General features: G+C 42.5%; 11 protein-coding genes. 6 read left to right on the forward strand and 5 right to left on the reverse strand.

The features are described from left to right. Positions 1 to 16: 16 nt before the first annotated feature. Positions 17 to 622, reverse strand: a complete 606-nt coding sequence (locus EYA81_RS11275; protein WP_005828444.1) for a thymidine kinase — start codon at positions 620 to 622, stop codon at positions 17 to 19. Between the two features lie 110 nt (positions 623 to 732). Between EYA81_RS11275 and EYA81_RS11280 the strand changes: the two genes are divergently transcribed. The 5 genes from EYA81_RS11280 (at position 733) to EYA81_RS11300 (ending at position 4,422) form a co-directional block, all read left to right on the forward strand. Further along, positions 733 to 1,317, forward strand: coding sequence for a hypothetical protein (locus EYA81_RS11280; protein ID WP_117599252.1), 585 nt, complete (start codon positions 733 to 735; stop codon positions 1,315 to 1,317). A gap of 13 nt (positions 1,318 to 1,330) precedes the next feature. Further along, complete coding sequence (gene rsmI, locus EYA81_RS11285) at positions 1,331 to 2,005, forward strand: 16S rRNA (cytidine(1402)-2'-O)-methyltransferase (protein ID WP_005828441.1); 675 nt, start codon at positions 1,331 to 1,333, stop codon at positions 2,003 to 2,005. Positions 2,006 to 2,039: 34 nt separating this feature from the next. Then, positions 2,040 to 2,918 (forward strand): hypothetical protein, encoded by an 879-nt coding sequence (locus EYA81_RS11290; RefSeq protein ID WP_005828438.1) that lies wholly within the window; start codon positions 2,040 to 2,042, stop codon positions 2,916 to 2,918. Positions 2,919 to 3,005: 87 nt separating this feature from the next. Further along, the gene (locus tag EYA81_RS11295) at positions 3,006 to 3,704 is read left to right on the forward strand and encodes a YjjG family noncanonical pyrimidine nucleotidase (protein WP_008665786.1); all 699 of its coding nucleotides are present in this window, start codon (positions 3,006 to 3,008) and stop codon (positions 3,702 to 3,704) included. A gap of 52 nt (positions 3,705 to 3,756) precedes the next feature. Beyond that, positions 3,757 to 4,422 carry a MarC family protein gene (locus EYA81_RS11300; RefSeq protein ID WP_008665785.1) on the forward strand — a complete coding sequence of 222 codons (666 nt, stop codon included), beginning with the start codon at positions 3,757 to 3,759 and terminating at the stop codon, positions 4,420 to 4,422. 59 nt (positions 4,423 to 4,481) lie between these two features. On the opposite strand, the gene EYA81_RS11305 is transcribed toward EYA81_RS11300, so the two are convergent. Together EYA81_RS11305 and EYA81_RS11310 are read right to left on the reverse strand one after the other, a co-directional pair. After that, positions 4,482 to 5,999, reverse strand: a complete 1,518-nt coding sequence (locus tag EYA81_RS11305) for a RagB/SusD family nutrient uptake outer membrane protein (RefSeq protein ID WP_005828430.1) — start codon at positions 5,997 to 5,999, stop codon at positions 4,482 to 4,484. Between the two features lie 17 nt (positions 6,000 to 6,016). Next, entirely contained in the window at positions 6,017 to 8,866 is a 2,850-nt protein-coding gene (locus tag EYA81_RS11310; protein ID WP_370293453.1) for a SusC/RagA family TonB-linked outer membrane protein, read from the reverse strand. A 416-nt stretch (positions 8,867 to 9,282) separates the two neighbouring features. On the opposite strand from EYA81_RS11310, the gene EYA81_RS11315 reads away from it, so the two are divergent. Continuing rightward, the gene (locus EYA81_RS11315; protein ID WP_131225749.1) at positions 9,283 to 10,503 is read left to right on the forward strand and encodes an ATP-binding protein; all 1,221 of its coding nucleotides are present in this window, start codon (positions 9,283 to 9,285) and stop codon (positions 10,501 to 10,503) included. Between the two features lie 95 nt (positions 10,504 to 10,598). On the opposite strand, the gene EYA81_RS11320 is transcribed toward EYA81_RS11315, so the two are convergent. After that, positions 10,599 to 11,552 (reverse strand): hypothetical protein, encoded by a 954-nt coding sequence (locus EYA81_RS11320; RefSeq protein ID WP_131225750.1) that lies wholly within the window; start codon positions 11,550 to 11,552, stop codon positions 10,599 to 10,601. 30 nt (positions 11,553 to 11,582) lie between these two features. Beyond that, positions 11,583 to 13,172 (reverse strand): RagB/SusD family nutrient uptake outer membrane protein, encoded by a 1,590-nt coding sequence (locus EYA81_RS11325; RefSeq protein ID WP_131225751.1) that lies wholly within the window; start codon positions 13,170 to 13,172, stop codon positions 11,583 to 11,585. Positions 13,173 to 13,183 lie beyond the last annotated feature (11 nt).

The raw sequence follows: 13,183 nt of genomic DNA on the forward strand, positions 1-13,183 counted from the left end.
CTGTTTTTTGTATTCGTTAATGACCGCTTTCCTTTTGGTCGGCTTGGATGGCTTGCTGATAGCACTCCCGGCATAGAGGTTCGTACTCTTCGGTTTCCCCCAGCAGTACTTGTTTGTCGTTCTTGACGGTACGGTGGGAGAACGAGGCGAGTTGGCCGCATTTCACACAGATGGCATGTACTTTGGAAACTTCGTCTGCAATGGCACACAGTCCCGGCATAGGACCGAATGGAATACCCCGGAAGTCCATGTCCAGTCCGGCAACAATGACGCGTATACCATTGTTGGCAAGCTGGTTGCATACATCAATCAGGCCGCTATCAAAGAACTGGGCTTCGTCAATGCCCACTACATCTATCTCTGAAGTGAAGAGCAGAATGCTGGCAGACGAGTCGATGGGAGTGGAGGCTATGGAATGACTGTCATGCGATACTACATCGGCTTCGGAATAACGGGTGTCTATGGCGGGCTTGAATATCTCTACGCGTTGTTTGGCAAATTTTGCCCGTTTCAGTCTCCTTATCAGCTCTTCGGTTTTGCCGGAAAACATAGAACCGCAAATGACCTCAATTCTTCCCCTGCGTTTGGTTTCCTGTATATGATCTTCTGAGAATAATACCATGCTTTCGAGTGTTATATTTAAGCGCAAAAGTAACACTTTTGTTTGCTTTCCGATATTTTTTCATTATTTATTTCTACATTTGTAGCGTTAACACGGACTGTGTAAAGGATATGCAAACCTTATTAAATGACATAGAATTAGATATTCAGGAATTGAAATGTTTGATGCAAGCCATTTCAAGTGATACCAATCCGACATTGAGGATTGTGGCAAAACGGAATATCCAGCAGATGAAGGTACGCTTGGAGGCGTTGCAAGAACTGCTTGAGGAGGCGCCAACGGCTGTTGTGCCGCCCCTGAAGGAAATCCCTACTGCTACTACTCCTTTGGCTGGACCGGTTTCTCCGGTTGTACCGGTCGTCCCTGATACAATGAAGATGGTATGTGAGGAACCGGAAACAGTTCATACGGCTGAAGCGCTCCAGACTGTTGTAACTTCGGCATCTCCTATTTTGGCAGAACGTATCAAGCCTGCCAAGGATTTGAGACATGCCATCAGTCTGAACGATTCATTCCGTTTTGTCCGCGAGCTGTTCGCAGGCGATGCTGCACGGATGAATGAAGTGGTACGACGTTTGGGTGAGGCCCCTTCTTTGGACAAGGCTATGGATATTTTCGTTTCGGAAGTGCAGCCGGATGAAGAGAATGAAGCCGCTGTCGATTTTATGGAACTCCTCAAAAAATATTTCAGCTAAACAACCGATAAGTATGGGAAAACTTTATGTAGTGCCTACCCCGGTAGGGAATTTGGAAGATATGACATTCCGTGCTATCCGGATTCTGAAAGAAGTGGATTTAATATTGGCTGAGGATACACGTACTTCCGGCATATTGCTGAAACACTTCGAAATAAAGAATGTGATGCAATCTCACCATAAATTTAATGAACATAAAACGGTTGAAAGTGTTGTTAATAGAATAAAGGGGGGAGAAACTGTAGCTTTGATTTCGGATGCAGGTACACCGGGTATATCCGACCCGGGCTTTCTGGTGGTCAGAGAGTGTGTGCGCAACGGCATCGAAGTGCAATGCCTGCCGGGAGCGACAGCTTTTGTGCCGGCATTAGTGGCTTCCGGATTGCCGAATGAGAAGTTCTGTTTTGAAGGTTTTCTTCCACAGAAGAAAGGAAGGATGACTCGCCTGAAGGCATTGGCCGGGGAGCGTCGTACCATGGTGTTCTATGAGTCTCCCCACAGATTGGTAAAAGCTTTGGCGCAGTTTACCGAACATTTCGGTGCCGGACGTCAGGCATCTGTTTCGCGGGAAATTTCAAAGGTGCACGAAGAAACGGTGCGTGGAACGCTTACAGAATTAATAGAACATTTCACGGCGAACGAACCGCGCGGTGAAATTGTGATTGTAGTAGCAGGAATAGACGATTAAATAACTTCATTAACCAAACGTAAAACGAAAGCGTATGAAAAAGTTAGCAGTTTTAATTGTATGCGCGGCTGTAATGGCTTCGTGTGACAGTTTCTCTGGTGGCAGTAAGAACCAGCTGAAAGCTGAAAATGATTCTTTATTGATGGAACTGACTCAGCGTAATGCTGAATTAGACGAGATGATGGGTACTTTCAATGATATTTCAGAGGGATTCCGCCAGATTAATGCGGCGGAGAGCCGTGTGGATTTGCAACGTGGCGCTGTGGCAGAAGGCTCTTTGAATGCCAAGCAGCAGATTGCGTCGGACATTGAATTTATCCGTAAACAGATGGAAGAGAACAAGGAGCAGATTGCCAAACTGCAATCTATGTTGAAGAACAGCAAAAACAACTCTGTTCAGTTGAAGAGAGCTGTAGAATCTTTGACTCAGGAGTTGGTGGCAAAGACCCAGCGTATTGAAGAATTGCAGGCTGAGCTGGCTTCCAAGAATATCCGTATCCAGGAACTGGATGCTGCCGTGACCGGCTTGTCTAGTGAGAAGGAGGAATTGACTGCCGAAAATGAGGCGAAGGCCAAAACCGTTGCCGAGCAAGATAAGGCACTTAACACAGCTTGGTTTGTGTTTGGCACAAAGAAGGAGCTGAAAGACCAGAAGATATTGACAAATACCGGGCTTTTCAAAAAAGGCCAGGTGCTGAAAGATTCTGATATCAACAAGGACTACTTTACACAAGTGGATATCCGTACGACAAAAGAGATTAAACTATACTCCAAAGATGCTGATATCTTGACCACTCATCCTGCTGGCTCTTATGCGTTGGAGAAAGATGATAAAGGACAGCTGACTTTGAAGATTACAAATCCGAAAGACTTCTGGAGTGTGTCCAAGTATTTGGTAATCCAAGTAAAATAACACTGTTATAAGATTGATACAGAACGGACGCAGGTTATTGGAATTGATAATCTGCGTCTATTTTTATATATACCTTTCCTTTAAGTAATGGCATCTCAATATAAAAACCTCTTTTTTGATCTGGACGATACGCTTTGGGCATTTTCCCTTAATGCACGTGATACATTCGAAGAAATGTATCACAAGTATGACTATGGTCGTTTCTTTCGCTCTTTCCTGCATTTCTATACTCTTTATCAGCATCGTAATACAGAGCTGTGGGAAGAATACGGTAGAGGGCAGGTCAGTAAGGAAGAGTTGAACCGCCAGCGTTTCCTATATCCTCTGGAGGCAGTAGGGGCGAGGGATGTTGCTTTGGCTGAGGCTTTTTCTGATGATTTCTTTTCGGTCATTCCCACAAAAAATCGGCTGATGCCGCATGCTTATGAGGTGCTGGAATATTTGGCGGGGAAATATAACCTCTATATCCTTTCCAATGGTTTCCAAGAACTGCAATGTCATAAGATGCGTTCGGCGGGTATCGACCGCTTTTTTAAGAAGATTGTTCTCTCTGATGACATCGGTATCTTGAAGCCCTGGCCCGAAATCTTTCATTTTGCACTTTCTGCCACACAATCCGAGGTGCATGATTCTTTGATGATAGGCGATAGTTGGGAAAATGATGTGATAGGAGCCAAAGGAGTGGGTATGCACCAAGTGTTTTATAATGTAACCGGGAAGGAAGAACTGCCTTTTCAACCGACTTATCATATCAGTAATCTGAAAGAATTGATGCAGATTTTGTGACATTGAAATTTTTAATTGTACTTTTGTCTGCAGAAACGTATATTATACAGCTATGGACACAATCTTACCTTTCGCTCTACTTTGTTTTACCTCCTTCTTTACGTTGACAAACCCTCTCGGCACCATGCCGGTGTTTTTGACCATGACGCATGGAATGACGGACCGTGAACGGCAGTCGGTAGTATCGCGCGCCACTTTGGTTGCCTTTATTACGATTATGGTCTTTACGTTTGCGGGACAGTTCCTCTTTAAGTTCTTCGGTATCTCTACCAATGGTTTCCGTATTGCCGGTGGAGTTATTATCTTTAAGATTGGCTTCGATATGCTGCAAGCCCGTTATACTCCAATGAAGCTGAAAGACGAGGAAATCAAGACTTATGCCGATGATATTTCCATTACTCCTCTTGGAATTCCGATGCTTTGTGGTCCCGGTGCCATAGCCAATGCCATTGTGCTGATGCAGGATGCCCACACCATTCAGATGAAAGGAGTTCTTATAGGAATGATTGCCTTTATTTATCTGATTACCTTTTTCATATTGCGTGCTTCTACGCGGTTGGTCAAAATTTTGGGTGAGACGGGAAACAATGTGATGATGCGCCTAATGGGACTTATCCTGATGGTTATTGCCGTTGAGTGTTTTGTCAGCGGAGTGAAACCTATATTGGTGGATATATTGAAAGAAGGAGGCATACCATCACTGGCACACCTCCTCTAAACACTTTATTTATAAAAACACATTGGGAAAATTCCCAAGTTTCTTTAGGCTACTATTGATTAATAGCCTGGATTTTGTTCTATGTTCGGATTGGCATTGATTTCACCGACGGGAATCAACGGGAGCGCTTTCTTGGAGTCGCGGTTGAATGTACGCGCTTCTTCGCTCAATACGTCGTGCCATCCTCTGTCATTAACGTCCGTGTAGCGTGTAACGGTTTCACCTCGGCGCATAACATCGAAGTAGCGCTGTCCTTCACCTACAAGTTCCTTGCGGCGTTCGATGTAGATGCGGTCTAATGTGATGTTTCCGCTGGTTACTTGTTTGCTTTCATCCGTTGTGCGGTTGGAGATGATATCGTTCAGCAAGTTGGCAGCCTTGTTCTTGTCTCCGGCTTGGAAAGCTGCTTCTGCTGCTGACAAGTAAACTTCTGACAAGCGCAGCAATGGGACATTGGAGTAACGTACATCTCCGTTTACAGCAGGCATTTTGTTGATGTAAACTTTACGTTTGTCAAATCCTCCTGCTGCCGCTGCCAATAATATGTCGTTACGGATGTCTGCCGGGTCGGATGTAAGCATGTCAGAGAAGTCTTTTGTGACAATTACATCTCCATATCCGGGAGAAGCGCCAGCCTTGTCTGCATATAAGTAGGCAATACCTTCACGGTCTGTCCAGTCAGTATTGTTGTTGATGGAAATCTCGAACATGATTTCTTTTGAATGATTGGCATCACTTTTGCTCCATGCAGCAACATATTCTGACGGTTCCCAAAGTTTGTAAGACGAGTTTGATATGATGTCTTCAGCTACGGATAAAGCCTTGCTCCATTCGCCTTTTGTCATATATACACGTACCTGCAAGGCTTTGGCAGCCCAAAGGTTGACATAACCCACTTCATTGGTTTTGGGCAGTGCATTTGAGTTGATTGCATCTGTCAAATCCTTTTCAATAGCCTCATAACATTGGGCTACCGTGCTGCGGCTTGGCTTTTCTGTCGATTCCAGCGGGGAGGTAGCGATGGGCACACCGAGTGAGCTGCCTTGATCTACTGTATAAGGTTTACCGTAGATACGTGTAAGGTCAAACAGTGCCATGGCGCGCAGAACTTTTGCTTCTGCATCATATTGGTCAATAGTGGCTTTTGCCTCTGCCGCGTCGGTCAGGTTGCCACTTTCTGCTGCCTGAATCAGACGGTTGGCGCGTGCTATGACTACATAAGGCATCTGCCATACGGCTGTTGAGGTGGTGAAATTGTCGGCAGTTGTATATTCCATATAGTAGTAGAAGTTTGCTCTTCCACTTCCACCGTTATATTCATATTGGATATCTTCCCCTCTCATGTCACCGTATACGAACATGAGGCGTCCATAATAATTAATCAGGCTACTGTTACCTTTAACGGCAGCATAAAGTCCCGTCCGCACATTGGCCAAATCATCGCTGTTCTTGATTGCGGTTTCAGCATCTATTCCGTCTGCGGGTGACTGATCCAGCCAACTGTTGAGGCATGATGAAGTGCTGACTGCCATAGCTGCGCAAAGCGTTGCTGTGTATAATGTCTTTAATATTTTCATTTTCGTATCTTTATTAGTTAGAAATTCAATTCTATTCCGAATGTATATGTTCTCAATGCCGGAGTCTCAAATGTGCATAGTCCGTCTACACGCATTTCCGGATCTACAAATAAGTCTTTAGATTTCCATGTAAGCAGGTTGGACCCCGAGAAGTAAATTCTTGCCTTGCTAAGTCCAAGCTTGTTGATATAGTTTTGCGGAATGCTTACACCTAATGTGAGGTTCTTCAGACGTAGATAATCAGTAGGCATCAGCCAGCGTGAAGACAGTGAAGCTACGCTTCCATATTCAAATTTAGGCAATGTGGCATTCGTGTCGCCCGGGCCGGTCCACATCTTTGAGATGTCGTAGTATGTCGGTACGGCACCACCGTATAGATGTGAACCGCCATTGGAGTGCTGCCAAGTGGAGTAGTCAAAAGCATCACCACCCAATGAATAAGTGAAAGTGAAGCCCAAGTCAATAAACTTCCATTTGAGGTTGTTGGTAAGACCGCCTTCTATACTAGCCTGATGCTTGCCTACAATAGTTTTGTTGGCTTCAGAGATATTGGTTGTTGTCTTGCGGGCATTCTCTGTTCCGTCATTCAGGTAGAACATTTCTTTACCGGTCTCAGCGTCGACTCCGGCGTATTCATAAACATAGTATGAATAGTAAGGTTCGCCTACACGGTGAATCAGTGGTCCTGATACGATTTCATTCTGCTGGCCATCCAGTTTGGTCAGTTTGTTGCTGTTATGTGCCATGTTCAGAGAAGTGGTCCATGTGAAATCCTTGTTTCTGAAATTGGTTGATGTAATGGTCAACTCAAAACCGGAGTTCTTCAGTGAACCGATGTTCTGCGGAGTGGTATATCCGTAATCGCCATCATAATATCCTCCGACTTGTGATACGGGGAGGTCGTATATAAGGTCACTGGTTTTACGCTGATAGTAGTCGAATGTTACGGAGATACGGTCAATGAATGAAAAGTCGAGACCGATATTCCATGTTTTGTTCTTTTCCCATTTCAGGTCCGGGTTTGCAATTCCGACGATTGACATTCCTGACTGTCCATTGTATATGACTCCATATTTATAAAGATTCATATAAGCGTAATAGTCTGATGGTTGCGTTCCGTTTACACCATATGACACACGGAGCTTTCCATCTGTCAATACACTCTTGACGGGATTCAGAAAACTTTCGTCTATGAATCTCCATGCTCCGGAAACCGACCAGAAACTTCCCCAACGGTTTTCTCTTGCCAGACGTGAACTTCCGTCGGTACGATAGCTGAGACCGAGATAATATCTGTCTGCGTAGTTATAATTGGCACGTCCGAGGAACGAAGTCATGCGATAGCTCTGTCTGTTGGTTTCGGCACTTGTTGAACCGGCATTTGTCAATTCGTACAAATCACCCGGATAGTCTTGGCCTGCCATATAGTTGAAAGCATATTCCGTATCTTGTGTTTCAAAACCAAGCAGGGCATCAATATTGTGCAGGCCGAAAGAGTTGATGTAAGAGAGCTGGGTTTGTGTATTCAGCTGGTCATTACGATTGACAATGCGCTGCATGACACCACCTGGAGCGCCATTGTTTGAGTGTCTGTCCCAAAGAACATCATTGGTACCTTGTGCGTAATCATAAGCAATCTTTTCACTTAAATTTAACTTGTTCCAAATATTATAGGTCAACTTGATTGTATTAAATGCCTTCATCAGGGTATAAACGTCAGAGCTGTGCTCTCTTTCATACAAAGGATTGACTCCAAATATGCCGCAACCATTGTTTAATGTGCCGTCTTCATTATAGGGAGTTGATGAGGGGCTTTGGAAGAATGCATAATTGGCTACAGGCCCATCATAGGAGGTAGCTTCATTGGTTTTGTTTTGTCTTACTTTTGAAAATTGGCTTGTAACCTGAACTTCAAAGTCTCCAAACTTATGAGTGAGGTTTGCATTACCAGTGAAACGTTCCAGACCTTGTTTGTAAATGATGCCTTCCTGATTGGTATAAGCGGCTGAGGTGTAGAATTTGGTACGGTCGTTGCCGCCAGATACGCTCAGCTGGTAGTTCTGATGAGAACCGTTACGGAAAAGCAGGTCTTTCCAATCCGTCCATCCGGTTGAGGGTTTTGAAGCGAAGTCCTCGATGTTCTGGTCTGCAAAAGTTGCGGCATCTGCATCGGACATGTTTCCGCTGTATAATCCATAATTCTTGAGACCGGTCCATAAGAGTTCGCGGCGTGAGTCACCGTCGAGCATAGGACGATAATCTATTGCCATGTTTGAAAAACCCCAGTCAGAGCGGAAACTTACATTTGTTTTACCTTGTTTTCCGCTTTTCGTCGTAATGACCACAACACCGTTAGCAGCACGCGAGCCGTAAAGAGAGGCAGCCGCCGCATCTTTGATAACTGTGATAGACTCGATGTCATTGGTATTGAGTGAAGACAGAATATCAGTTCCTGCATCACTATAAGTGAACTCGGATAAGTCTCCACTTGTTACCGGTGTTCCGTCAATAACATAAAGCGGATTGTTTCCGGCATTGATGGAACCCATACCACGTACACGAATACTGCTTACAGAACCTGGATTACTTGAACTTGAACCAAAAGTAACACCAGCGACATTACCAGAAAGCTTGTCGGCAACAGAAAGAACAGGTACATCTTCCAAGGTGGAAGTGTTTACAGTAGAAGCAGCTCCGGTAAATGATGCTTTTTTAAATGTACCGTAACCGGTAACCACAACCTCTTCAAGCAGCTCAGAATCGGATTTCAAAATTACCTTTACATGAGGTTTAATCGTTACTTCTTGGGTTTGCATACCAACAAACGAAATCACCAGAGTTTTCGCGGAACTATAATAATTGTATATTGTTGAAAAACAACTGTTTATGTTTGCCGTAGAACAGGGTTTATTCTATTGTATATTATCTATAAAGGTATATGGCAAAGGGAGGTAAGTATCTCAAAGTACCCATTTCATACCGTTTTGAATAATTAAAAGCTGATAATGAGCACGTTATTGTAACATTTCATTCTACTCTTTTAATTGGTGATGTACTAATTAACCCAATAAATGTTTTTTATTCAAGAATAACGATAGATTATATAGAGGAATATATCTTGAAAGATAGATTTTATCCATGAAAGTTCCAAAATATTTTTTGTTGAGAAATATTTGGTTTACATATGTTATTTATAATCGATGAATATATAATATGTATGGAAAGATTCAATTATAATTGAATGATTTTATATCTTTGTGCATAAACTAAATCGTGTTTGAATATGAAAAATTATATCTCCCGCCCTTTATACATAAGGAGAATTGAACCGTTTATTGATAAAAGTATAATAAAAGTCATAACCGGCCAACGTAGGATAGGTAAAAGCTACATTCTTTTGCAGATATCAGATATCATAAAGAAAAACATACCGGAAGCCAATATCATTTTTGTAGATAAAGAGCAACTTGCCTTCACGGAAATTAGGAACTACATGGATCTTTATCAATATGTTTTAAAGAAGGTTATTGGGCATAATCATAACTATCTCTTTGTAGATGAAATCCAAGAGATTGAAGAATTCCAATTGTGTCTGCGGAGTTTATTGAATGAAAATAGATGCGATATCTATTGCACCGGAAGTAATGCTAAAATGCTATCCAGTGAACTTGCTACTCAGTTGGCAGGAAGATATATAGAATTTCCCATTCATTCACTTAGCTACGGGGAATTCTTAACTTTCAATCAATGTCAAGATTCCACCGAAAGTTTAAAACTCTATCTTACATTCGGAGGTATGCCCTACATTCATAATCTAACAATGGACAAGAATGTCATATTTGAGTATTTGAGAAACGTTTATTCCACTATCCTACTAAAAGATGTGGTTGCACGTGAATCAATCCGGAATGTATCTTTTTTGGAAAATCTCGTAGCTTATCTGATAGATAATACCGGTTCTCTTTTTTCTGCCCAGAATATTAGTAAATATTTAAAGTCGCAACACGTCAACATTCCTACGCAGACAATTCTGAACTATCTAAAGGCACTGTGCAATAGTTTCTTTATTTACAAAATTCAACGAGCTGAAATCCAAGGGATGAAAATCTTTGAGATTGGTGAGAAATATTATTTTGAAGATTTGGGATTACATAATTCCATACAGCATTTCGATTTTCGAAAAGACATCAACAAGTTAATGGAAAATGTAGTATGCATTGATTTGTTAAGATATGGATATGAAGTATATGTTGGAAAGAGTGGTAATAAGGAAATTGATTTCATTGCTTCCAAAGACGACCATAAAATCTATATTCAAGTAGCATATATGCTTCCCGATGATGCAACTGTTAGGCGAGAATTTGGCAATCTTTTGGAAATAGCAGACAATTACCCCAAATATGTGGTAACAATGGATGAAATGCAAAGCGGGGGGAATTACAAAGGAATTAAACAGATTTCACTGCGAAACTTTTTGTTGGCAGAGGATAAGGAAAAACTGTAAATTAACGATTCAATCTCTGCGAATCGATATTTAAAGTAAAAAGCCGGCCCCTTGTGTGAACCGGCTTTTCTTATGTAATTTTTTTAATTTTCAAATTACTCTGTCTCCAAAGAGTTAAGGTATGCTTCCGCACTCAAGTAGAGATAAGACGGGTTGGTACAAGGATATGCACCACCGTCTTGATAGTCAGCCATACTTACGTACAACGAATTGGCTGGGAAGGTAATACTACCGGCCTTTTCATTATAAACTCCCAAAGGATAAGAATTTATATTAGTAGATAAGTTGCCATATACAGAACCACCGCTGAACATACCATATCCCCAATCCATACCATATTGAATTGGTTTCAAAGAAGCGCCTTCTTTAGTCACATCAATTACGAAAGTATATTCACCTGGAACTATATCAGCCTCTTCATTAAAGGGATAACCGTTGAAACCACCAACCTCATCTTGTGCGGTCGCAACTTTGGCAAACGGGCTGTCGAAACGGAAACGTGTACTGGTAGCAGTTGTAGTCTTTTCAATTTCCACAGCCATCGGAACAGACGGATCTACTTTAAAGAAATTGGAAACTGTACCATCCAAGTAGTATCCGGTACCGATAGATTCCCACTTCAAAATAGCAAAATTCACTGATATTTCATGGTATCCGGAGGAATAGTTACTGACATCATTGCCGCTCAAAGCCAGCTGTAGATTATAAGTGATACCCTCAGCAGCTGATGGTGCTTCAACTGTCAACTTGGCTGTTTTCTCTCCAGCAGCGAATGATACAGTAGAAGGGCATATAAATATATTCTCTTCATTATTTATCACAGTAACATCAACCGTACCGACAGCATCTGTCAAGGCGCGTGTCAAGGTTAAATCAAAAGAGGTTATTCCCGGCTCAACTTCCACTGTTTGGGTGTAATTGCCCACAAAGCAGATGCCTTGATTACCGTCTTCCTGTTCACCCGGAGTATAACTTTCTGCATCAGGATCGCAAGAGGTAGCTATCAGTGCGATGACAAACAGACTAAGTATCTTATTTATATATTTCATATTCCATATTTTTAATAGTTAACATATACATTATTCTACATCAGGTATTGGTGTAGGTGCCGAAACCAGCGGATTGTTCTCCAATAATGGGTTATATTGTACTTCCTTATTAGGAATACTGTAAATTTGAACCGGATCACCTGCTGTAATATTAAATACGGCAGTAGTCGGGAAGCCGCAGCCTAAACGGTTGACTCCCTTGTTCAGACGCATAATATCAAAATATGCCATACCTTCTCCCCAGAATTCAAGACGACGTTGTTGCCAAACAGCTTCTTGCACAGCTTCCGGTGTAGTGGCTGTACACTGATAAGACGGGTCACGATATGCAGTAACAAACGAGTTAAGGGTAGATACACCGCCACTGACATTACCACTCATAGCTTGTGCCTCAGCCTTGATAAGATACATTTCCTCAACACGCATCAATATTATATCCGTAGCATTGTTGTCAGTTCCCCATTGGTCATTCAGCACCCCATACTTCACTTGTGTATAGGCAGGTGCCTTTTTCCCAGTAATATATGCCTGGGCTGCAGCAGGCAAATTGGCGGATATACCTTCACCGTTCAGGAACCATCCCTTGCGGACATCACTGGCAGGAATCTCACTATAGAGTTTCGGACTGATTCTACGCCATCCACCTACAGAAGCATAACCATAATTCAAAGAGCCCATATGTGAAGGGAAATTACAAATACCGGTTGTACTTACACGGTCCTGTTCTGTAATCAAGATACCCCACATCCATGAATTGTCTTCGATATTAATGAATGAAGGCTTGCTTACATCAGCACGGGAGTATGGAGTGGCAGTAGTTTTGGCCAGTGCGGCTTCCGCATCCTTTAAAGCTTCCGCATAGTTGTGCATTGCCAGATAGACACGCGCACGGATACCGTAAGCGACATCCAAGCTGACATAGCGCTTGTCATCACGTTCTTTTGTAGTGGCTGTCAGCAGCTCAATAGCTTTATTCAGGTCTGCCAAGATAAAATCATAAGTTTCCTGCACCGTAGAACGGGCGCAACCATTGGCTGCAACTTCTGTTGCATTCTGCTCTGTAATCAAAGGCATACCCATGGCACTCTCATGTCCTTTGTAATTGAACTGATACAATTGTATCAACGTAAAATAGTCAAAAGCACGGACTGCTAATGCCTGCGCCAGATAATATTGCAACGTAGGATCTTCTGTTTCGCTATCTACAGTACCGATTACGTTATTGGCTGTAAAAATCTGGTTGTATAATGTACCCCAGAATTCAATGGTAGCTGTACTTGTATTCAAGCAGTCACTGTAATCGGCTGAATTGGAATACCAGTTATAACCAGTAATATCTGCCACCATGTCCGTACCTCTTGATTCCGTGGCCAGCATAATGGTCGGATAACCTATATCACTATGCACATTGTCATCTTCTGTGTAGATTTTGGCATATTGGGTGAAATTTGCAGCCACGGCTGCTACGCTGGCTTCCAATCTGGAAGGATCAGATTCAACAACTTCTTCCTTTTGGTCAGATGTAATAGTCGAACTCAGCGGTTCTGTATCCAGATCTGTACATCCGGCTACCATCAAACCGAGCATAATATACGGTGTTATCTTATATAATTTCTTCATATTCTTTCTGT

The sequence above is a fragment of the Bacteroides sp. A1C1 genome (assembly GCF_004328515.1).
Classification (GTDB): domain Bacteria; phylum Bacteroidota; class Bacteroidia; order Bacteroidales; family Bacteroidaceae; genus Bacteroides; species Bacteroides uniformis.